General features: G+C 68.2%; 22 protein-coding genes and 1 pseudogene. 3 read left to right on the plus strand and 20 right to left on the minus strand.

What is annotated here, in order from left to right:
* Positions 1-2 precede the first annotated feature (2 nt).
* From makB to H162_RS0112515, 7 genes are all read right to left on the minus strand, one after another.
* The gene (gene makB, locus H162_RS0112480) at positions 3-1067 is read right to left on the minus strand and encodes an alpha-pore-forming cytotoxin subunit MakB (protein ID WP_020653805.1); all 1065 of its coding nucleotides are present in this window, start codon (positions 1065-1067) and stop codon (positions 3-5) included.
* A 1-nt stretch (position 1068) separates the two neighbouring features.
* The gene (gene makC, locus H162_RS0112485) at positions 1069-1461 is read right to left on the minus strand and encodes an alpha-pore-forming tripartite toxin MakABE regulator (protein ID WP_020653806.1); all 393 of its coding nucleotides are present in this window, start codon (positions 1459-1461) and stop codon (positions 1069-1071) included.
* A gap of 19 nt (positions 1462-1480) precedes the next feature.
* Entirely contained in the window at positions 1481-1873 is a 393-nt protein-coding gene (gene makC, locus H162_RS0112490) for an alpha-pore-forming tripartite toxin MakABE regulator (RefSeq protein ID WP_020653807.1), read from the minus strand.
* 48 nt (positions 1874-1921) lie between these two features.
* Positions 1922-2320 carry a DUF1842 domain-containing protein gene (locus H162_RS0112495; RefSeq protein ID WP_026354568.1) on the minus strand — a complete coding sequence of 133 codons (399 nt, stop codon included), beginning with the start codon at positions 2318-2320 and terminating at the stop codon, positions 1922-1924.
* Between the two features lie 258 nt (positions 2321-2578).
* A complete protein-coding gene (locus H162_RS0112505) occupies positions 2579-3289 on the minus strand; it encodes an aspartate/glutamate racemase family protein (protein WP_020653810.1) in 711 nt (236 codons plus the stop codon).
* Between the two features lie 11 nt (positions 3290-3300).
* Positions 3301-4506: a DUF917 domain-containing protein gene (locus tag H162_RS0112510; RefSeq protein ID WP_020653811.1), complete on the minus strand. Its 1206-nt coding sequence runs from the start codon at positions 4504-4506 to the stop codon at positions 3301-3303.
* Complete coding sequence (locus tag H162_RS0112515; protein WP_020653812.1) at positions 4496-6805, minus strand: sigma-54-dependent transcriptional regulator; 2310 nt, start codon at positions 6803-6805, stop codon at positions 4496-4498. Before H162_RS0112515 ends, H162_RS0112510 begins: the two co-directional genes overlap by 11 nt.
* Before the next feature lie 341 nt (positions 6806-7146).
* Here H162_RS0112515 and H162_RS0112520 point away from each other — a divergent pair, with 341 nt between their 5' ends.
* The gene (locus H162_RS0112520; protein ID WP_020653813.1) at positions 7147-8448 is read left to right on the plus strand and encodes a sugar MFS transporter; all 1302 of its coding nucleotides are present in this window, start codon (positions 7147-7149) and stop codon (positions 8446-8448) included.
* A gap of 172 nt (positions 8449-8620) precedes the next feature.
* On the plus strand, positions 8621-9388 hold the full coding sequence (locus tag H162_RS0112525) for a head GIN domain-containing protein (RefSeq protein ID WP_026354569.1): 768 nt from the start codon (positions 8621-8623) through the stop codon (positions 9386-9388).
* Between the two features lie 33 nt (positions 9389-9421).
* On the opposite strand, the gene H162_RS30700 is transcribed toward H162_RS0112525, so the two are convergent.
* The 13 genes and pseudogenes from H162_RS30700 to H162_RS0112585 all read right to left on the minus strand — a co-directional run bounded on the left by H162_RS30700 (position 9422) and on the right by H162_RS0112585 (position 20821).
* Positions 9422-9874 (minus strand): BON domain-containing protein, encoded by a 453-nt coding sequence (locus H162_RS30700; protein ID WP_020653815.1) that lies wholly within the window; start codon positions 9872-9874, stop codon positions 9422-9424.
* Between the two features lie 151 nt (positions 9875-10025).
* Positions 10026-10589, minus strand: a complete 564-nt coding sequence (locus H162_RS0112535; protein ID WP_020653816.1) for a LytR C-terminal domain-containing protein — start codon at positions 10587-10589, stop codon at positions 10026-10028.
* A gap of 82 nt (positions 10590-10671) precedes the next feature.
* Positions 10672-11088: pseudogene (locus tag H162_RS35730) on the minus strand (tetratricopeptide repeat protein); the annotation flags it as partial.
* Positions 11089-11090: 2 nt separating this feature from the next.
* Entirely contained in the window at positions 11091-12038 is a 948-nt protein-coding gene (locus H162_RS0112540; RefSeq protein ID WP_020653817.1) for a type II secretion system F family protein, read from the minus strand.
* 7 nt (positions 12039-12045) lie between these two features.
* On the minus strand, positions 12046-13023 hold the full coding sequence (locus H162_RS0112545) for a type II secretion system F family protein (protein ID WP_020653818.1): 978 nt from the start codon (positions 13021-13023) through the stop codon (positions 12046-12048).
* Positions 13024-13035: 12 nt separating this feature from the next.
* On the minus strand, positions 13036-14382 hold the full coding sequence (locus H162_RS0112550; RefSeq protein ID WP_020653819.1) for a TadA family conjugal transfer-associated ATPase: 1347 nt from the start codon (positions 14380-14382) through the stop codon (positions 13036-13038).
* Positions 14383-14408: 26 nt separating this feature from the next.
* The gene (locus H162_RS0112555) at positions 14409-15584 is read right to left on the minus strand and encodes a CpaE/TadZ family protein (protein WP_020653820.1); all 1176 of its coding nucleotides are present in this window, start codon (positions 15582-15584) and stop codon (positions 14409-14411) included.
* A 31-nt stretch (positions 15585-15615) separates the two neighbouring features.
* Complete coding sequence (locus H162_RS0112560) at positions 15616-15879, minus strand: hypothetical protein (protein WP_020653821.1); 264 nt, start codon at positions 15877-15879, stop codon at positions 15616-15618.
* A gap of 24 nt (positions 15880-15903) precedes the next feature.
* Entirely contained in the window at positions 15904-17445 is a 1542-nt protein-coding gene (locus tag H162_RS0112565) for a type II and III secretion system protein family protein (protein WP_020653822.1), read from the minus strand.
* Between the two features lie 24 nt (positions 17446-17469).
* Positions 17470-18321, minus strand: a complete 852-nt coding sequence (gene cpaB, locus H162_RS0112570) for a Flp pilus assembly protein CpaB (RefSeq protein ID WP_020653823.1) — start codon at positions 18319-18321, stop codon at positions 17470-17472.
* Complete coding sequence (locus H162_RS0112575) at positions 18318-19688, minus strand: ATP-binding protein (protein ID WP_229452043.1); 1371 nt, start codon at positions 19686-19688, stop codon at positions 18318-18320. Before H162_RS0112575 ends, cpaB begins: the two co-directional genes overlap by 4 nt.
* A gap of 104 nt (positions 19689-19792) precedes the next feature.
* Positions 19793-20311: an A24 family peptidase gene (locus H162_RS0112580; RefSeq protein WP_020653825.1), complete on the minus strand. Its 519-nt coding sequence runs from the start codon at positions 20309-20311 to the stop codon at positions 19793-19795.
* A 324-nt stretch (positions 20312-20635) separates the two neighbouring features.
* Entirely contained in the window at positions 20636-20821 is a 186-nt protein-coding gene (locus tag H162_RS0112585) for a Flp family type IVb pilin (RefSeq protein WP_020653826.1), read from the minus strand.
* Positions 20822-21135: 314 nt separating this feature from the next.
* Between H162_RS0112585 and H162_RS0112590 the strand changes: the two genes are divergently transcribed.
* A complete protein-coding gene (locus H162_RS0112590) occupies positions 21136-22173 on the plus strand; it encodes a GGDEF domain-containing protein (RefSeq protein WP_020653827.1) in 1038 nt (345 codons plus the stop codon).

The raw sequence follows: 22173 nt of genomic DNA on the forward strand, positions 1-22173 counted from the left end.
AATCAGATCGGATCGAGCGGATTCAGCAGTACGGGCTTGCCGACTTCGCGCTTGAGGTTGGGAATGGCCATGGCGAAGTCGTTGATCGCCTGCCAGTTGGCCGCGGCGGTCGGGATGGAAAAAATTTCAAAGTAGGTCTGCGGATCGGCACCACTTTGCAATGCTTCGATGACGGACTGGAGCTTCTCCAGTTCGGCGTTCCACATCGCACTGATTTGCGGCAGCACGTGCTGGATGGCGAGGAAGGACTTTTGCAGGTTGTAGACCAGTTGCAGGATCAGCTTGGTGCCCGCCGCCGCCTGGGCCTCTTCGCTTGCTTGCAACTGCAGCGCGGCGATCCCGGTCAGGGTGTCCGCGATCTCGTTGGTCGCCGTGACCAGGTCGTAGTACGACTTGCCGACCGTGAGCACCGACACGCCCAGCGAGAGGAAGGAAAACCCGGCGCCCGCTGCGGTGACGATGCTGTAGATCGTCTTGACCGAGGTCGTGATCGCACCCTGCCCACTGCTGATGACGCCGCTGGTGATCGACGACTCCAGCGACGCCACCTTGTCCTGCAGGTGGGTCAGCTCGGAAGCCAGTTTGATCATCTGCTGCTCTTCGTGCGCCAGTTCCGTCCATCCCTCGTCGATGCTCGCTTCCAGCAGCGGCTGGATCACCGAGAAGCGCTGCATGGCCTTCTGGACCCGCACGTCGACCGCGTTGGTGAGCGCCACCGCCTGGCCAAGCTGGGGCAGCAGCACATGCGACAGCAGGTCCACCCATTGCGCCGAGGTAGTGATCTTGCCGCCTTGCGCCATCTCGGCCACGCCCTGGAAGGCGGTGACGTAATCGGTGAACTGCACCAGGACCGTGGCCCACAGGTCGGGCTTTTCCATCATCCAGGCGACGCCGGCGTCGCCCAGCTGGGAGGTGCGGCTGCGCACGGAAGCGAGCCAGTCGGGATCGGCAGGCAGCTTGCCGATGACGATGTTGTCGGCGGACGTGGCGTACTTGTCGAGACGGATCACTTCGTTGAGCGCCTGCGTCAGCAAGTCCTTGGCCGTGTTGATTGCGGGGCTCAGCATGTCAGCCGCCGATGCTCAGGAAGGGATCGAAGCTCATGGCCTTGCCGTCCATGGTCAGCTCGACCGAATACTGCTGGGCGCCGGTGGTGCCGCGCGCCTCGACGCGCGCGGTCCAGTAGGTGACGCCCAGCGCCGTCACCGGCGTGGGCACGCAGATCTCGTCGGCGATCATCTGCCCGGTGAACCTGGTGATGTTGACGTCGCTCGACGGCGACACCGGGGTCACGCTCCAGTTGATCACCTGGCCGTCCTTGCACACCGTTTTCAGTTCGGCCTGGCCTTCGCTGCCGGAACCCACGTGCTTGTTGGTATCGATCAGGTAGACGTTGTCCTGCAGCGATCCAGCCAGTGCGCCCTGTACATCGACCACGATCAGTACGTCGATAGTGTTCATTGCATTCTCCTTGTTATGGTTAATCGACTTTCAAGTACGGACTGAAGCGCATGACCTGTCCGCCCAGCGCCAGGCTCACGACATACGGCCAGGAGGCGAAGCTGCCGCGGCTTGCCACCCGGCCGGTCCAGTAGTCGCCGTCCGCGCCGCCGCTCGACACCGGCACGCAAATGCCCTGGTCGGCCATGGGACCGGCGAATCCCGTGATGGCGACCCTGCTGCCGGGGCTGACACCGGTGGCATACCAGCGGATCAGCTGCCCGTCCTGGCACAGGGTATGCAGGCTGTCGGTGCCTTCCTGCCACGAACCCAGGTAGCGGCTGGAGTCGACCAGGTAGACGTTGTCCATCAGCGTGCCGCTGGACAGTGCGCCCAGCGCATCGACCACGACCAGTACGGATAAGGTATTCATCGCGTCCTCCACGGCATGAGGCCGGGCTCCATGCCCGGCGTGTCGGCATCAGCCGCGCGGCTTGATCGGGACGTTCTGGATCGTCTTGCCGCCGTACTGGAAGCTGCCGTGGCCGACCCACTGCTGGTTCATGACGAAGTTCGCTTCGAATTTTTCGCTGATGCTGCCGATCGCCGGCGCCGGCAGGGTGTAGATGTACTCGCCGCGCAGCGACATGACGCGGGTGGCGCCACCGATGCCGAGACCGTGGACCTCGCCGCTGACGCTGCGCACCAGCAGGCGCCCATCCGGCGGGGCGATGGCTTGCGTGACCAGGGCTTCACCGCTGACGGCGCCGGTTTGTCCGTCGTACAGGAGCGCGAGGTTCAACACGGGTGCGCCGGGAACGTCGATGTTGCCGGCCGTGAGGAAAACGAGGCTAACAGCTGAAAAGTCGGGTGCTGACATGGCAGTCTCCAGATGGGTTGGTGGACGAGCGGTCCGGCAATATTGCCGAGCTCGCCCGGTCCCTACTGCAAGCCCTGTGCCACTTGGCCAAGCGATTGATTTGAAAGGAAAGCGGCTGGAAACGGCGACGCCGAGGCCGATCGAAATGGACGAATTCGTCCACCTGGCGCTGGCCCGATGGACGGAAATGCGCATGCACGAGGAGGAATGAAGAAGGGCCCGCAAGCGGGCCCCGGCAGGCGTGGAGTCGCCGGACGATCAGGCGCTCCTGTCCTTGCTGTAGCAGGCCCGGCTCTGGCTGAGGCGCATGCGCACCAGGGACACCAGCATGCTGAAGCCGGCCTGGTTCGGATCGATCACCGGCACGTACATCTGCAGGGCATCCTCGAGCAGCGCCGACACGCGCTCGGCGACGCCGACAAAGCCGGTGCAGCCGAGCAGGATCGACTGGGCGCCGTCTTCTTTGACGGCCAGCATCGCCGCCTGGAAGGCCTTGACGATGACGGTGTCGAGGTTGTCGAGCTGGTCCACCGGGCAATCGATCGCCCGGATCGACGCGAAACTGTCTTCCAGGCCGTATTCCTGCATGTGGTTGCGCTGCATGGCGAGCGTGCTTTGCAGGATCGTGACGATCGAAAGGCGCGAACTCAGCGCCAGCGCGGTGAAGGCGGAACTGGAGAAGCCGCCGATGATCGGAATGTCGATCACCTCGCGCGCCGCCTCGACGCCGCACATGTCGAAGTCGCTCAGCCAGATGCCGTCGAAGCCCTCCTGCTCCAGCTTTTTGGCCAGCAGCACGACCGGATAGCCGTTCTGCAGCCAGTCGACGCGGTACTCGATGCAGTCGTGGCCATCGGGCAGGTTGCGCACTTCGACATCCACGTCGGGCGGGATCACCGGCTTGACGGCCTCGAACAGGCGCTGGTTATATTTGTCGGTGCCGACCGGGGCCAGGATGGCGATGCGCATGCGGCCCTTCCTCATGCCTGTCCTCCCCGCGCGCCGAGCGCGACATACGGGCCGTAGTAACCCATCTGCTTCAGCAGCTTCATGAAGCTGTCCAGGTTGAGTCCCCCCGGCTTGCGCAGCGCGGGATCGGCGCCGATGCCGATCAGGGTGACGGTGCGGTGCTTCAGCGCCGGCTTGAGCGAGCCGTCGGCCTGTACCAGGTCGCCATTGGAAAACACCGGCTCTCCCGCGCCTCCGACGAAGTAGGCGATGCTGTCGGGCGCCATGCAGAGCGGCATGGGCGAAGCGCTGTTCCAGGCCATCAGCGATTCGTTCTGGTAGACCACGGTGCAGGTGCCGGTGTTCCCTTGCAAGGTGATACGGCCGATGTCGAAGCCGCCGCCGGTATCGGTGTCGGCCTTCACGAACTCGCCCGGGCCGTGGATGACCTGGGCATCGAGGCCGTACGCCTCGCGCAGATGGGCGACGACTTGCGTTGCGGTGGCAAAGCGGCGCTCCGCCAGCGCCTTGCCCATGTCCAGGGCGCGCGTGAGGGTGCCGCGGATCGGCAGCGCGCCTGCCAGCACGGACGGCGCCATGATCCACATGGCCAGGCCGCCAAACTGGGCGAAGTCCGACTCCGAGACGATCGGACGCATCATCTGGTCGATCATTTCCGAGACATCCTGCTGGTGCGCCAGGCCGCCGTTGCCGCCCTGGCGCGGCTTGACATCGAGCTCCACGCTCAGGCCCGACTGGCTGACCAGGAAGGCCGGGCGCGGATTGACTTCGGCCGCGGCATAGGTGAGTTGCGGCAGCGAGGGCACGGCGCGGCCGGCGCCGTCGCCATCGACGACCGCCAGCCCCAGTTTGGCGGCGACCAGGCAGGCGACGATGAAACCGAGCGCGCCGCTCTCCGGCGGCACGACGTAGGCGAGTGTGCGGCCTTGCGAGGCGAGCCGGTCCATGATTTCCCGGACCGCCTGCACCGGACCGTCCGGATAGGTCGCGCCGTCGATGGCCTTGGGCGAACCAAGGTAGGCGACCATGACGGTGTCGCCCTCGAGGGCTTCATCGACGCCGACCACGCGCACCGTAGCGCGCGGGTAATAGCTGCCGACCTCGAAGTGGGCCAGCAGGCTGCGCGCGGACTCGACCGTACCACCGCCGCCGCTGCCGAAGAAGCAACCGCCGAGTATCAGCGGATCCAGTTCCGTTTTCTGCAACTCATACGCCATGGACACGTCCTTTCATAGGTACTGCGATGGAGCCTTCGGCGCCAAGCTCGGACAGCAGCGCGGCGGCCTGGGCAAATTGGGTCACACGCATGTCGACTTCCACGCCGCGCAGGGAGCGTCCCAGCAAGGCCTTGCCCTCGGCGGCGCGTCCCGAATCGGCCAGCAGGCGCGCCAGGTGGGTCGAGGCGCTCAGGCGGGCCGGCACGGCGCCCAGCACTTCGGCGGTGGACAGGGCGGAGCGCAGCTCGCGCTCGGCGCCGGCGGCATCGCCCATGGCCAGCAGGGCCCGGGCACGGACCTCGATCAGCTGCGCGAGGTAGGCGCGGTCCTGCTGGGTGATGGCCAGTTCCAGCGCCTGCGCGATCAGCGCCTCGCACTGGGCCGCGGCGCCCGCGTCGAGCAGCAGCTCGCCCCGCTTCCACGCCTGGAAGCAGTTGAACAGGTAGCCGCCCTGGCACAGCATGTGTTTTTCGTAGCCGTCGGCCAGCGCCGCTTCGGCCTCCAGCGGCGTGCGTCCGGGCTTCAGCGTACAAGCGAGAAAGACCTGGCCGATGCCGCGGTAGAAGATGAAGCCATGCTCGCGCGCGACCGCTTCGAGGTCGCTTGCCAGCGGGCCGAGCCGCTCCGCATCGCCGAACATGCAGGCCAGCCAGGCCGCGCCCTGCAGCGCCAGCACGCGGTTGAAGGCGTGCGGATTGTCGGGGCCGCTGCGCACGATCAGGCGGTGCCATGCCGCCCTGCCCCGGCCGAAGGCGCCCATCTGGAAAGCGGAGAGGCCTTCGAGCGTGAGGGCCAGGTCGACCACGTCGAAACCCTGGCTGCCGGCGCCGTCGTGCAGGGTGGCGCCGATCAGGCCGGCGCGCGTCAGGCAGGCCAGCGCTTCCTGGCTGTCGCCCAGCCAGTACAAGGTGTTGGCCAGCGCCAGGTGCGCCTGGCGGACCAGTTCGGGGCGGGCGCTTCCTTGCGCGCGCTGCAGCATTTCCTGCGCGGTGGCGCGGGCGGCGGCCAGTTCGAGCGACATCAGCTGCGTGCTCCAGATGCCGAACAGCAGCGTCGTCACCTCGGCCTCGTCGCCCAGCTCGTGGGCATGCTCGAGCGCCCGCTGGTAGCAGCTGCGCGCGTCCACGCTGAGCCAGCCATTCACGCTGCGGTGGCACACCGCCAGCAGGCGATGCAGCTCCAGGCGCAGGCGCAACTGGTCGTCCTGCAGCGAGGCGTCGGCCAGCTTGTCGAGCCCATGCTGCAGCACCGGGATGGCGTCGCGGAATTCGGCGCATTCGGACAAGCGCGTTCCCTCGTCGAGGCAGCGCTGCGCCAGTTGCAGGCGGTCCTCGCGGGCGCTCATGCGCCGCTCGACGGCCTTGCGGCTGACCCCGAGCAGGCGCGCCGCGGCCGCCTTGTTGCCGTCCGACAGACGCAGCGCGTGGTCGATCAGCAGCTTTTCGGCGGCGGCGAGCTTGTTGTCGCCGTCGAGCCGCATCAGCGCCTCGGCCAGCGGTTGCGCGACCGCTTGCGGCGCCGCCTGGTGCGGCAGGCACTTGTGCAACACCTCGACGTTGACGATCGGCGATTCGGCCAGCACGGCGAGGCGGTCGATGGCATTGCGCAGTTCGCGCACCTGGCCCGGCCAGGGCCGCTTGCACAGGAAGTCGATCGCGGCCGGGGTGAAGGTCAGGCGGCGCGGCTGGCAGGCGGCGAAATGGGACACCAGGTCGGCAATGTCTTCGCGCCGCTGGTCCAGGCCCGGCACCTCGAGGACGAACACCGCGAGGCGATAGTACAGGTCTTCACGGAATTTTCCGGCCCTGATCATGGCGGGCAGGTCGCAATGGGTGGCTGCGATGATGCGGCCTTCGAAACGGCGGATCTCGTTGGAGCCGACCGCGCGGTAGGTCCGTGTTTCCAGTACCCGCAGCAGCTTCGGCTGCAGGGCGAGCGGCAGTTCCCCGATTTCGTCGAGGAACAGCGTGCCCAGGCTCGCCATCTCGAAGTGGCCGCGGCGGCTGGCCACCGACCCGGTATAGGCGCCGCGCTCGGAGCCGAACAGTTCGGCTCCGAACAGGGCTTCGGGAATGGCGCCGCAGTTGACGTCGACGAAGGGCGCGTCGCGGGCGGCGCTGTGCTGGTGCACGAGCTGGGCGATGACTTCCTTGCCGGCGCCGGACGGACCGCAAATCAGGAGCGCACGCTGGGTGAGCGCGACACGTTCGGCCATGCCGCACAGGTGCCGCATGACGGCGGAATTGCCGACCACCGCCCGCGCGGGTGCGGGCCGGTTCGCCCTGGCGTCGCCGGTCATGGCGCGCGCCTGTGGCTGTTACTCGTAGTCCCCAACGGCATATCATCCCCTGAAGTAACTTGTATTTACTCAGGGTATCAGCAGGATGACAAAAATACCATCTGCCCAGGCATCTTCATCCGGAGAGGGTAAGCGTGGAAGGAGCGGCTCAGGAGAATGGCCGGTGGTGGTAGTAATGCAACAGGGCGCGAGCGGCGCGGCGGGCCACGCCCAGGCGCTGCGTTGCGAAGAAGTGCGCTGAAGTGCGACTAATTACTGAACAATATTTCGCAGGGCACGGCGTTTCGGCTATGCTGTCGGACACTATCGCGACACTGTAATTTAATTACATCGGAGACACCATGCAGAGTACAGCACCCAACCCGGCAGTCGCCGGCGTCACGGACGCAGAGCACAATCCGCAAACCGGGGCACTGGTCATCGTGACCATCCTGTTCTTCATGTGGGGGCTGCTGACCTCGCTCAACGACGTGCTGATCCCGCACCTCAAGTCGATGTACACCCTTACCTACCTGCAGGCGATGCTGGTGCAGTTCTGCTTCTTCGGCGCCTATTTCATCGTGTCGCTGCCGGCCGGCGTCCTGATCCGCCGCATCGGCTACCAGAGCGGCGCCGTCACCGGGCTCCTGATTGCGGCCGCCGGCTGCGCCCTGTTCTACCCGGCGTCCCAGGGCGGCTACGGCCTGTTCCTGTTCGCCTTCTTCGTGCTGGCCAGCGGGATCACGATCCTGCAGGTGGCGGCGAATCCCTTCGTCACCGTGCTCGGACCGGCGCGCACCGCCTCCAGCCGCCTGACCCTGACCCAGGCCTTCAATTCGCTCGGCACCACCGTGGCGCCGGCGCTGGGCGGCATCCTGATCCTGTCGGCGGTCTCGCTCGGCGCCGACCAGCTGGCGGCCATGGCTCCGGCCGAGCAGGCGGCCTACCGCGCCCAGGAGGCGGCCGCAGTGCAGGGTCCCTACCTGGGACTGGCCGCGGCGCTGGCGATCCTGGCGGTGCTGTTCGCGCTTGCGCGCCTGCCGAAGATCAGCCATGCGACTGGCGCGGCCGAAGCCGATGCCAGGGGCGGCGCGCTGGCCTACCGCCACCTGGTGCTGGGCGCGCTGGCGATCTTCCTGTACGTCGGCGCGGAAGTGAGCATCGGCAGCTTCCTGATCAACTTCCTCGGCGAGAGCCACATCGCGGGCCTGAGCCACGCGGATGCGGCGCACTACGTCAGCCTGTACTGGGGCGGCGCCCTGGTCGGACGCTTCATCGGCTTTGCGGTGATGCGCTACGTCAGCCCGGGCAAGTCGCTGGCGCTCACCGCGCTGGGCGCGATCCTGCTGGTGCTGGTGGCGGTCTTCGGCGAAGGCAGCATGGCGATGTGGGCGATCCTGGCGGTCGGCCTGTGCAACTCGATCATGTTCCCGACCATCTTCAGCACCGCGCTGCACGGCCTGGGCAGGTTCACCGGCCAGGGCTCGGGCATCCTGTGCATGGCGATCGTGGGCGGCGCCATCGTGCCCTTCGTGCAGGGCGCGCTGGCCGACACCGTCGGCCTGCAGCCCTCGTTCCTGGCGCCTGCCGCATGCTACCTGTTCATCATGTACTTCGGCGTGAAGTATGCAAACCTGCATCGCCAGAAGGTGGCGGCCGGATAATCATCCTGCGCACACAAGAATGCCTGCATCCGCAGGCATTTTTTTTTAGGGCGCAGACTTCCTGCTGCGCTGCGGTCCATCCCGCCAAATAGGCATTCCGTCGCAATCCACGCGGCGCACCGGCTGCCTTGTCTTATTCTGTTTCCATCGCAAACTTATCCGGAGAACCGCCATGCAAACACTGTTGACCGCAGCCCTCGTCGCCGGCTCGCTCGCCCTGGTCGCCAGCCCCGCCCACGCCGACGAACCCGTACGCGAAACCCGCAGCGTCGACGCCAAGGTCACCAAGGTCAAGCTGGGCGGCGTGGTCGACCTGGTCGTGCGCCAGGGCGCGACGCCGTCGCTGGTGGTGTCCGGCGACCGCCGCTACGTGCAGCGCATCACCACCGCGCAGCGCGGCGACACGCTGGAAATCGGCACCGAATCCTTCAATACCCGCAAGGGCGACATGGAGCACAGGCTGCGCGCCGAACTGACCGTACCGAACCTGTCCGAATTCGCCTCGCACGGCGTCGGCGCGTCGACCGTCACCGGCTTCTCGGGCGACACGGTGCGGCTGGCCCTGGACGGCGCCGGCGCCGTCACCGTCGACGGCGGCTACCGCAAGGTCGACGCGCGTCTCGGCGGCGTCGGCGGCATGACCCTGAACGGCCTGCGCGCCGAACGCGTCGACCTGAACCTGCGCGGCGCCGGACGCATGACGGTCACTGGCCAGGCCAGGCTGCTGCAGGCCAAACTGGCCGGCGTCGGCAGCCTGGAAGCCGAGGGACTGCAGGCCGACACGGTCGACCTCGACCTGAGCGGCCTTGGCGGCGCCACGGTGCACGCCGCGCGCGCTGCGGACGTGCGCCTGAGCGGCCTCGGTTCGGCCACCGTGTTCGGCAATCCGGCCAAGCGCAACGCCAGTACCAGCGGCATGGGCAAGATCAGCTGGAAATAAGGCTTGCCCAGGTGCGATGCCTCGCCAGGCCGGCTATTGACCCGAACCCGAGCGCGCCGCGGCATCCGCCGACTGCGGCGCCGCGGCGGCCGGCTCCGGCGTGGCGACGGCCGGCTGCGGGGCCGGCTGCGGCGCTGCGACGGCAGGCGGCGCGGGCTTGATTGCCGGCTCGCCCGATCGCATCATCGTGTCGTTCTTGACGTTCTTCACGCCCCTCACGTGGCGCGCCACTTCGCCTGCGCGCTGCGCGCTCGCCTGCGAATCGACGAAGCCGCTAAGCTGCACGGTTCCCTTGTACGTTTCGACCCTTACTTCGGTCGCTTTGACTTGTGGGTCGAAAGCGAATGCCGTCTTGACACGGCTGGTGATGAAGGCGTCGCTGAGATATTCGCCGGCTCCCTGGCGGGTACCGGTCGATGCGCAGGCGCTCAGAAGGGCGAGGGCCAGGGCGGGCAGGGCGAGATGGAGACGCTTTGCAAGTTTCATGTCGGGCTCCCGGAAATAGGCGGATCTGCCTATCGTCCAAGCATAGAACAACCGGGGTTTGGCACGCTACAAAGTGTCAGGTTTCTGCACAGGTGACGCTGAATATACCTGAGCGCAACGTCACCGCCGCCCCTGCGGCGCGCCGGATCGGTCACAGCGTATCCACCGGCACACCGATGCTAACCGTGCGCAATGCATCTTGCCTGACGAAGGCCTGGCGCCGTCCGGCCATGTCGCGCCCCAGCACCAGCCGCAGGTCGGCCGGTGCGCATTCGGGCACCTCGCGCAGCTGCGCGCTGCCGACGTGCTGCGCCAGCTTGCGGGCGGCATCGAGGTAGGCCGCCTCGTATTCGATGCGCGTGTGGCGCACGCCGAAGCCCTGCTCGTTCGACAGCCGCGTCACCATCAGTCCCGGCGCGACCATCTTGCGCGAGAGCGCGCGCGCCATGCCGGTCACGCCATTCCCGTTCCTGATCTCGAGGCGCACTGTCTCCGCTTCCGCCGGCTGCGCGGCCGCCGCGGCGGGCGGCGCGCCACGATGCAGCGTCAGCATGCCGTCGGCCCCGGCCACCAGCCGCGCCTCGGCCCAGGCCGGTTCCTCGCGCCCCTGCGCCTGCAGCGCCTGGCCGATCGCGGCGACCGCGGTCCTGGTCCCGGTCCTGGCGAAATCCGCGCGCAGGTCGTGCTGGCGCAATGCGGCGGCCTGTTTCAGCATCTGTTCGGCGCTCCTCCTGTCCGAGCTTGCGCAGGGTTTCCCCCAGCAGCTGCCAGGAACGGTGGCTGAGGGGATCGAGCAGGCAGGCCTTTTCCAGCGCGACCATGGCCTTGTCGTAGTCGCCGCTCAGGAAGTAGGCCTGGCCAAGGTTGCTGAACAGGTAGGCCTTGCCCGCTCCCGCGGACATGGTCAGATCGTCGGTGAGGCCGCGCCAGATCCTGAGCGCGGCCGGGAAATCGCGCTGCTCGGCATGCAGGGTGGCCAGGCCGTTGCGCGCGTCGACATGATCCGGCTGCGCCGCCAGCGCCGCCTGGTAGGCGGCGCGCGCCTCGTCGTAGCGGCGCGCCAGGTGGTGGTTGCGGCCGGCCACGTAGGTGTCGGTCGCCTGCGCCGCGAAGGCGGCCTCGGGACGCGCCTGGTACGGCGAGCAGGCCAGCAGGCCGGCCGCGCCGGCGCACAGCAAGGACAGGGCAGTCAGGGTTCGCATCGCAGGCTCCATGTTCAGCGCGCGCCGGGCAGCGCGCCCAGGGTCCGCGAGATCTGGATCGCGGCCGGTCCCAGCAGGACCATCATCAAGGTGGGGAAAATGCAGAAGATCAGGGGGAACAGCAGCTTCAGGCCGATCTTCGCCGCGCGCTCCTCGGCCATCACGCGGCGCTTGTAGCGCAGGTTATCCGCATGCACGCGCAGCGAGTCGCCGACGCTGGTGCCGAAGCGTTCGGACTGCACCAGCATCGCCACCAGGGTGTCGACATCCTCCACCCCGGAGCGCAGCGCGAAGTTGCGCAGCGCCTTTTCCTTGGTGAAGCCGGCGCGCATCTCCATCAGCACCAGTTGCAGCTCCTGCGACAGCACCAGGCTCTTGATGTGGATCTCGCCGGCCACCTTGACCATCGCGCGCTCCAGGCTCAGCCCCGCCTCCACGCACACGGTCAGGAGGTCGAGGGCGTCGGGGATGGTCTCGAAGATCTCGCGCCGGCGGCGCGCGACGATGCGCGCCAGTGCGGCGTTCGGTGCGTAGTAGCCGAACGCCACGCCCAGCAGCAGGACCGCCAGCAGCTCGCCGCCGCCGAGCGCGCCGCCGTGCAGGTACAGGACAGGGGCCAGCAACGCCGGCACCAGCAGGGCCAGTCCGGTCTTGGAGGCGAAATACAGGGTCGGCGCCGACGGGTGGCGCCAGCCGGCGTTCATGAAGCGGGTGCGCAGCGTCGATTTTTCCCAGCCCTCCTCCGGAATCGACAGGCGGGTCAGGGGCCTGGCCACGCTGGCGAGGCGCTCCACCCAGCCGCCCGCCGCGAACGCGGCCTCGCCTTCGCGCCCGGGCGGTCCGAGGAAGCGGCCCAGGCGCGCCCGCAGGGCGAGCGGAGCGAACAGCGCCACGCCCAGCCAGCCGAGGGCGCACACGACGATGAAGACGATGAGCAGGAAGATCAGTTGCGCTGGATTCATGTCGGCCTCAGAGACGGATGCGGATGACCCTGCGCAGCCAGAACACCCCGAATACGATCATCCCGGCGCCGTACCAGAGCATGCGGACGCCGGCCGGGTCCTTCCACAGCATGCCGACGTAGTCCGGACTGGTGACCAGCATGACGCCCATCACCGCCAGCGGCATGAGCCCGAGGATCCAGGCCGACATCCGGCCTTCGGCCGACAGCACGCGCACGTGCGCCACCAGCTTGAGGCGGGCGCGGATGATCTGGCTGATGTTGCAGAGGATTTCCGCCAGGTTGCCGCCCGATTCGCGCTGGATCAGCACGGCGATGATCAGGTAGCGCAGGTCGGTCAGCGGAATGCGCGCGGCCATGCCGTGCAGCGCCTCGTTCATCGGCACGCCGTAGTTGATTTCCTCGCGCGCGATGCGGAATTCGAGGCTGAGCGGCTCGGGCAGCTCGTTGCCGACGATTTGCAGGACGTTGCTGAACGAGTGGCCGGCGCGCAGCGCGCGCGCGATGAAGTCGGCGGCCTCCGGCAGCTGGCGCTCGATGCGCAGCAGGCGGCGCCGGCGCGCGCGGCGCACCAGGAGCCAGGGCAGGCCGAAGCCGGCGCCGGCCAGCAGGACGCGCAGCGGCCACGGCGCCGGCCAGGCCGACACCGCGAACGGCGCGGCCAGCATGCAGCCGAGCGACCAGGCGCCGAACTGGCTGACCGACAGCCGCGATCCCGCCTGCACCAGCAGGGCGTCGATCCGGTGCGCCAGGCGCATGCCGTGCAGCAGCCGGTCGAGCGCCGGATTGCCGCTGTAGCGGCGCTGCTTGAGGATCGAGATCCGCTCGCCGCTGCGGCCGGCGCCGCCCGACATGACCTGCAGGCGGCGCGCGATGCGGCGCGCGGCCGCGCCATGGCTGCCGATCCACCACAGGTAGATCCCTTCGGTCGCCAGGATCACCGCCGCGAACACCAGCACCACGAAGCCGTAGAACACTGCGTCCATGCCGTCCTCCGCTCAGTCGAACATCCGGTCCGGATCGAAGGCGTCGTCCGGCACCGCCGCGCCGAACAGCCGCAGCCGGTCGGCGAAGCGCGGGCGCACGCCGGTGGCGCAGAAATGCCCGAGCACCCTGCCCTCGCCGTCCACGCCGCGCTGCTCGAAACGGTAGATCTCCTGCATCGAGATGATCTCGCCCTCCATGCCGGTGATTTCCTGCAGGCTGACCATCTTGCGCGTGCCGTCGGTCAGGCGCGAGACCTGCACCACCACCGTGACCGCCGACACGATCTGCTGGCGGATCGCGCGCGCGGTCAGGTTGACGCCGGCCATGCTGACCATGTTCTCCAGCCGCGACAGCGCGTCGCGCGGGGTGTTCGAGTGGATCGTGGCGAGCGAGCCCTCGTGGCCGGTGTTCATCGCCTGCAGCATGTCGAGCGCCTCGGCCCCGCGCACCTCGCCCAGGATGATGCGGTCGGGGCGCATGCGCAGCGCGTTGCGCACCAGCGCCCGCTGCGTGACCTCGCCCTTTCCTTCGATGTTGGGCGGACGCGTCTCCAGGCGCACCACGTGCGGCTGGCGCAGCTGCAGCTCGGCCGCGTCCTCGATCGTCACCACCCGCTCGCTGGCCGGGATGAAGCCCGAGATCAGGTTCAGCAGGGTGGTCTTGCCGCTGCCGGTGCCGCCCGAGATCAGGATGTTCACCTTGGCCGTGCCCAGTCCTTCCAGCACCTGCATCATGGGCGGGGTCAGGCTCTTGTAGTCGAGCAGGTTCTGCACCGTCAGCGGGCTGGCGCCGAAGCGCCGGATCGACAGCAGCGGGCCGTCCACCGCCAGCGGCGGAATGATGGCGTTCACGCGCGAACCGTCGGGCAGGCGCGCATCGACCATCGGACTCGATTCGTCGACCCGGCGCCCGACGCGCGAGACGATCTTCTCGATGATCTTCATCAGGTGGGCGTTGTCGTGGAAGCTGATCTCGGTCAGCTCCAGCTTGCCGCGCCGCTCGACATAGACCTTGCTGGCGGTGTTGACCAGGATGTCGGAGACGGTGGGATCGTTCAGCAGCGGCTCGAGCGGCCCGAAGCCGAGCATCTCGTGCTGGATATCGAGCACCAGGTGATGGCGCTCGTGCTGGTTGAGGGCGATGCGCTCCTCTTCGATGATGCGCTGCACCAGCAGCGCCAGCTCGTGCTTGAACTGTTCCGGGGTCAGGCGCTTGAGGCGCTCCAGGTCGATCCGGTCCAGGATCATCTGGTGCATCAGCTTCTTCAGCTCCTGGTAGGCCTGGTTGGCCGACTCCGGCAGGCCGGCGCCGGCGGGGGGCTCCTGGCCCGACTGCGCCAGGCGTTCGCGTAGGGACATGGATTCTCCAATGCTCAGTTGTCGGCTCAGTAATCGGTATCCGCGCGTCCGAACAGGCGCTCGAACAGCCCGCGGCTTTCCTGGACCGGGAGCGCCGTCACCAGCTCGACCATCTCGGCCAGGCTGCGCGCGGCGGCGCTGGAGCGCGACAGCTGCAGCACCGGGACACCCTGGTTGACCGAATCGGTGACCGCGACGTAGTCGTTCGGGAAGGTGTGCACGACTTCGCAGCCGAGCGCCGCGTGCAGGTCCTGCAGGCGCAGCTTGCCGCCCTTCTCGTAGCGGTTGACGATCAGCCGGATGTGGTCGAGCACGTAGCCGAGCGAACGGAAGATGTCGAGCAGGCGGCGCGCGTCGCGGATGTCGGGCAGCGCCAGCTGCAGCACCGGATAGATGGTGTCGGTGCCGTCGAGCGCGCGCAGCGACACCGCGTCGATCTGGCGGCCGACGTCGAGCAGCACGTAGTCGTAGTGCTGGCGCGCGACGCGCAGGATGGTGTCGATGTGCTCCGGCCTGGCCTCCTTGGCCTGGGCCGGGTCGTCGGCCGCGGCCAGCACGCCGAAGCCCTCGGTCACGTGCACCAGGCAGGACGCCAGGAAGGGCGCGTCCACGCGCGCGATCTGGGCGCACACGTCCGACAGGGTCATGCCCGGCTTCTGGTCCGACACGTACAGCGCGGCGTCGCCGAACTGTCCGTGCAGGTCGATCAGCAGCACCTTCTTGCCCGCCAGGGTCGCCAGCGCATAACCGAAATTGGTCGAGATGAAGGTCGCGCCGCTGCCGCCCTTGCAGGCGATGAAGGCCAGCACCTTGCCGTCGCGCATGGCGGACACGCCGGCGGCGGCGGAGATCCGGTCCATCGATTCGTGGAAGGCGCGGTGCACCAGCGGCAGCTGCAGCACTTCGCGCACGCCGGCGCGCATCGCGTTGATCAGGAGCTCGGGCTGGTGGTGGTCGGTCAGCAGCATCAGGTGGGCGGACGGATACTGGCGTCCGAGGCGTTCCAGCAGGCCGGCCTCGGAAGGCTCGATGTCGCTGGCGTCGACGATGACCAGCTGCGGGATCTCGGTCTCCGGGCGGTCGAGCGCGTCGCGCATGCTGGAGCGGGTGGCCGCCAGGTGCAGCGGGGGCACGCGGGCCGCGCCCTGGGAGGCGATCTCCGAGTACAGGTGGCTGTCGCGGCTGATCAGGAGCGCTCTCATGGGATCTCCGCGCTGGCGTGGCGGCCGGACTTCATTGTTGCGCGCCGACCAGCAAAGGGGCCGGCTCTGGAGGCAGGGCGAACGAGCGCTGGTAGCGCTCGATGGCCCCGCGCGCCGCGCGGCCGTCGACGCCGCTGGCGGGATCGGCGTTCGCGCCGGCGGCGGGATCGAGCACCTGCGCCGCCAGGTTGGCGCGCACCGCGCCGCCGAATTCGCGCTCCCAGCGCGGCCCCTGCTGCGCGCAGCCCTGCGCCATGGCAGCCGCCAGCGCCAGCATGATCCAACGCGTCCTCATCGCTATTCTTGACATGGCCGTCCCCTATTTCAGTTCGAAGCCGCCGCTGGTCTGCGCGGGCGGCGGCGCGATGGCCGGCGTCGAGGCAGCCGCTGTGGTGGACGCGGGTGCCTCGCCTTCCAGGCGCCCGCCGAGCATGAGCTGGGCGCGCGTCGGCGCGCCGACCCTGTCGGTGGGCAGCGCATAGCCGGCGCCCACGATCGGCTTGACCAGGCGCGCGGTGATCACGAACACCAGCTCGGTGCGGTCGGCCTGGTAATCGGTGCTGCGGAACAGGGCGCCCAGCACCGGCACCTCGCCCAGCAGGGGCAGGCCTTTCAGGTTGGTGACCAGGTTGTTCTTGACCAGGCCGCCGATCGCGAAACTCTGGCCGTCGTGCAGCTGCACCGTGGTGCTGGCGCGGCGCGTGGTCACCAGCGGCAGGATCGCGGTGCCGGACACGCCGACGGCGCGGATGCCGATCCCCTCGCGCGACAGCTCCGACACTTCGGGCGCGACCTTCAGGTTGATGCGCCCGCCGCCCAGCACGGTCGGGGTGAAGCGCAGGCCGACGCCGAATTCCTTTTCCTCGAGCGTGATCTTGTTGTTGTCCTGGGCCACCGGAATGTAGAACTTGCCGCCGGCCAGGAAGGTGCCCTCCTGCCCGCTGATCGCCAGCACGTTCGGCTCGGCCAGGATGCGCACCAGGCCGTCCTGCCTGTCGGCCTCGATGCCGAAGCGGTTGCCATTGGTCTTCTCGCCGGACAGGCCGCCGCGCGTCATCCCGCTCAGGAAATTCGCCGCCAGCATCGTGGTCCAGCTGCCGGAACCGAAACTGAAGCGGGTGCCCGATTCGAGCCGCTCGAGCAGGGTCTTCGAGACCTCGGCCACCTTGACCTCGAGCTGCACCTGCTGCGGCGCGCTGACGCCGAGCAGGTTGACCACGCGCGCCGCGGGGTCCGACGCCGCGCCGCCGCCCGCGCCGCCCTGCTGGCCGACCTCGATCACGCCGTCGGTGTCGTCCCTGGCCGCCGCCGACAGCCGGCGCAGCGGGCGGCGCACGTAGGCCTGCGCCAGTTCGACCACGCGCGCCACGGCGCCGGCATCGCTGACGGTGCCGCTCAGGACCAGCGAATCGGCGGCGGCCAGCACCCGGATGTCCTTTTCTTCCGGCATGACCGCGGCCAGGGTCGCCTGCAGTCCGGTCGGGTCCATCGCGACCACGATGTCGAGCACGGTGCACAGGCCGCTGCGTCCCTGCACGATCATGTTGGTGCCGCCGACGTCGACGGCGGCGATATACAGCGTGTCGGGCGCGACCAGCATGGCCTGCACCACGCCCGGGTTGCCGACGCTGCGGTGGCGCACCGGTTCCGGCAGCTTCAGCATGGTCGACTTGCCGGCGTCGAGCGACATCCGGGCCGGGCGCACCACTTCCCCGCTGCAGCCCATGCCCGCCGCGGGCGCCTTGTCGGAACGGGGGGCCGGGGCGCGCGGTGCGGCCAGGGCGCCGGCGGCCAGCGCCAGCCCTGCCGCGAGGCAGGCGCTCAGCGCGCTTGAGCGCGCAATCGTGGGGCGACTAGTCATGGCATGTATCCCGGGCGAGTGGACTCAGAAGCATTCCTGCGAGCTGTGCAGGCCGTTGATGACGCGCACGCAGTCGCGCCTTGGCGGCGCGGCCGGACGCGGCGCCGTGCTGCGCGGCCTTTGCGCGACCGGCAGCGCGACCGGGCGCAGCGTGACGGGCGCCGGCAGCAGGTTCTGCTTGGTGGCGCCGCCGGTCCGGGCCGCGGCCGGATCGACCTGGTTGCGCAGCGCCAGCGACAGGGTGCCGACGCTGCGCGCCAGGTCGAGCTTTTCCGCCTGCTCGGGGGTGACTTCGAGCGTGACGGCGTTGACCACCTTCGGCTTGGTCTCGTCGCGGCTGACTTCCTGCGCCACCGCCAGCACCAGGATCCGCTCCAGCACGATCTTCGAGATGCTCTGCTCGCGCACCCCGGCCGACTGCTGCTGCGGCTGCGGCTCGGTCTCGGTGCTGACGATGATGTCGACGTAGTTGCCGGGCAGCGCGAAGCCGGCCACGCCGATCACGTCGTTGACGCGCACCGTGATGGCGCGCTTGCCCTCGGTGATGAGGGCCGACAGGCCGCCCAGGGTGCCCCTAGGTGCCAGCCTGGCCTCGCTGACCGGTTCGCCCGCCAGCACGCTGCTCCTGACCACCCGCCCGCTGAGCTTGTCGGGTGCGAGGTAGGCGCCCTTCGGAATGCTGTCGGCCGGCCAGTCGACCAGCTTGAGCATGCCCGGCGCCAGGCGCTGGCCGATGTCGATGTCGGCCGCCGCCACCACGATGCGGCCGGCGCTGGCGGCGGGCGCGTTGAGCAGCCACTGTGCGGCCAGCAGCACCGCGCCCAGTCCGAAGACGACGGCCAGCGCCATCACGATCACTGCACGCTTGTTCTTCATCGCGCCTCTCCCCATGGAGCCGGCAGGGAAACGGCGCCGAACAGGCTGCTCCAGGCCTGTGCCACGCTGTCCGCATCGAGCCGCGGCGTGCGCCCGGCGAATGCGGCGAAATCGGCGATCCGGCCGAGCAGTTCGTCCGGAAAGGCCGCCAGCAGCGGACGCCGGGTGCGCCGGTGCAGGTCGTTCAGCAGGAAATCGAGCGCCGTCTCGTCGACCTCGATGCGGCGCAGGCGGGCCTGGCGCCGCAGCAGCGCGCGGTAAGCCGCTTCCGGCAGCGGACCGATGGCGATGCGGTAGCCGATGCGGCGCATGCAGGATTCGTCGAGCACCGACTCGGGCGCGAGGCTGGTGGCCAGCACCAGGGTCACGTCGAACGGCAGCGCGTGCGTGGGCCCGCCCGGCACCGCCACATGGTCCTGGCCCTGCTCGAGCGCGCCGAGCCAGCGGTGCAGCAGCTCGCCGGCCGGCAGGCGCTGGCGCCCCAGGTCGTCGGCCACCAGCAGCCCGTTATTCGCCAGCAGGTGCGGCGGCGCATGGAACACGCCGCTGGCGCCATCGTGGCGCAGTTCGAGCATGTCGCGGGTCAGCTCGGCGCCGACCTGCACCAGCGGCCGCTGGCACAGCGCCCAGCGCGCGTCGACGCTGCGCCGGTCTTCCATCCCGCGCGGCGCCAGCGGCGCCGGATGCAGCGCGGGATCGTACAGCTGCACGATCTCGTGGTTGACCAGCACCGCATGCGGCACCGCGACCGGTTCCTGGCGCAGCCGCGCGAACTTGCGCGCCAGCGTGGTCTTGCCGCTGCCGCAGGGACCGACCAGCAGCATCGGCCGGTTCGAATGCAGGGCCGCGCCGATCAGTTCGCGCATGCCGGGTTCGATGCCGTCGTCGCCCAGCACCGCCTGCAGTTCGGCGGGCGTGATCCGCGCGCAACCGGGCTGGCGCAGCGACTGGCGCGCCACCACGGCGCGGTACACGGCCAGCGGCACCGGGGCCGGGCCGGCATAGCGCGATTCGAGCAGGTACTCACCGGCGGCGCGCTGCCCGAACGCGGTCAGCTGGTAGTGCACGTCGATGTCGGAGTCGCCGGACCAGGCCACCTCGGCCTGCTGGGCCGCGATCAGCTGCTGCAGGACCTCGCGCACCACGCCGATCGACAGGCGCAGGCGGCCGGTCAGGAGCGACAGCGGCATCTTGCCGCCGGCATGCATGGCCTTGACCACGAGGGCGGTCACGAAGCGCGGTTCCAATCCGGTGTCGCGCACGGTGCGCGCCTGGCGCGGCAGCACGGCGGCCACGTCGCCGTCGGGAACCTCCGCCGCGCGCTCGCCCTGGAGGACGGCGGCATGGGCCGATAACGCTTCCATCATGAACCTCCTGCTCGATGCAGTACGAATGCGGGGAACTTGATTTGATTCTAACGAGCGCCCTCCGGCGTCGTTTGATGCCTAGCAAATAGCGGACTCAAGCAGTTTTATCCGTAGCGGCCGGCAAGAACGGCCAGGGTGCCGGCCGCGATCGCCACCCCGTAGGGCATGGAACCGGCGCTTTCCCGCAGCGACGGCCCGGGAGGCAGGCGCAGCAGGGCCGGACGCAGCATGGCCCACAGGTTGCTCAGCGCCAGCCGCAGGCGGCCCTTGCAGACGATGATCAGGAGCGCCATCACGCCGCCCGCGCACCAGGCCAGGACGGCGATGGCCAGCGCCTCGCGCGGGCCGGTGAAGGCGCCGACCGCGGCCATCATCTTGACGTCCCCGGCGGCCATGCCGCGGACCAGGTAAAACGGCAGGAACACCAGCAGGCCGGTGGCGGCGCCTCCCAGCCAGGCCAGCAGCGCGGACAGCGGCGCCGGCGACAGCAGGTGCAGGCACAGCGCGCCGAGGGCGCCGGCCAGCAGCAGCAGGTTGGGAATGCGGCGGCTGGCCAGGTCGTTGATCGCTGCGGCCGTCACCATCAGCAGCAGCAGGGTGTCGAGATAGGGTGCGACCATCATGATACCTCCCGAAAAAAGGTTCTTTTCGGGGTCAGGTCTGTCATTCGGACACTGAGCGAATACCTTTGCTCTATCTCAAAATGCTGGTTTGTTTATCCCAAACTCGTCAATGCTCGGCTCACTTTGTCATCGAAACCCGCGCATCACGAGCCATGTCGGAAAGAGGAAGAAGTCCCGGCATACTTAAAACCGTTCTGAGATTTCGCAAGGCTTGTGCGTCCATGTCCGAATGACAGACCTGACCCCGAATGCCACATCTTCCTGCTAGTCCGTGAAAACAAAAAAAGCCCCCGGGGCCGGACCGCGCACCGGGGGCAATGGCGATCAGGCGGCCGGGATCACGAACTTGTCGCGGATGTACTCGAACGCGTCGTGGATCTTCTCGCCAACCTGGCCGGCAACCGCAGCCATTGCGACACCGATGAGGGCGGCGATCATGCCATACTCGATCGCCGTCACACCGTTCTCGTCAGCAACGAATGCCTTGATTGCGGAGGTAATGGTGCTCATGACAAAACTCCTTGTGGTGGTTGAGGGATGCACTGGCTGCGATGGGGCCCCACCGCGACTTGCTGTACTGCGTTTGCCAGTACGTTCACTGTAGCGAATAGTTCCACACGGCAAGTTGACCACAGACAAATTTTCCATACGGAAATTAAACATTCTGATGAAGAATAAACTGCCGGGATAAATGATGAAAATTGTCAAGAATAGTTGCCTCTAGTACAAAAAGGCTTTATCCTGTTTCTCTTGCCGCTCAAAAAAGCGGCATCCCGGTGAGACCGACAAGCCTCGTTTTTCCTGACGACGTTTCTGTGAACGACATGGATTCCCTGCTGCGACACATGGTGGACATGACTGGCCACCGCGATCACACGATGCTGGACATTTCCGTGGTTTCGGCGGTACAGGAATTGTCGGGCGCGGCCCAGACACGGGTGCTGACCCTCGCCACGGTATGCGGCCAGACCTTCGTGCGTTCGCGCGCCTGCATCCGCGCGGGCGGCGTGGCCTGCCCCGAGGAGCCGGCGGACGGCACCAGTCCCGGCGAGCCGATCTCCGCCTTCCCCGCGCTTGCGCAATGCCTGGAACAGCACGCTGCGCGCGCCGACGCCGTCGGGGCGGACGGGCTGCACCGCCTGTGGCTGCCGATCTGGTTCGGCGACACGGCCGACACCTGCCTCGAGATCGTGCATCAGGAGCCATTCACGGCGGAGGCGATCCACACGATCGGCGGCATCGTCGGCGTCTACCGCAACTTCCAGAACCTGCTCGACTACAGCGAACGCGATTCGCTCACCGGGCTGTTGAACCGCAAGACCTTCGACGACCAGCTGGCGCGCATGCTGCAGGCCTCCGACACCGAGCCCCTGGTGCCGGGCCGGCCGGAACGGCGCCATCACCAGGGCCAGGAACAGCAGTGGCTGGCGGTGGTCGACGTCGATCACTTCAAGGGCGTCAACGACCGCTTCGGCCACCTGTACGGGGACGAGGTCCTGATCCTGATCGCCAACCTGCTGCAGTCCTCGTTCCGCGCGCAGGACCGGGTGTTCCGCTTCGGCGGCGAGGAATTCGTGGTGCTGCTGCGCTCGACGACCCTGGAGAACGCCTGGCGCATCATCGACCGCTTCCGCACCAATGTCGAAGCGCATGAATTTCCGCAGGTGGGCCGGGTCACCGTCAGCGTCGGCTTCACCAGCGTCAGTGCGGCCGATTCGCCGGTGGTCACGCTCGGCCACGCCGACCAGGCGCTCTACTACGCCAAGGCCAACGGCCGCAACCGCGCCTGCCACTACGAGGAACTGGTCGCCCACGGCCTGCTGCGGACCATCGCCACCAACGACACCGCCGAATTCTTCTGA

This window comes from Massilia niastensis DSM 21313, from assembly GCF_000382345.1.
GTDB lineage: Bacteria > Pseudomonadota > Gammaproteobacteria > Burkholderiales > Burkholderiaceae_D > Telluria > Telluria niastensis.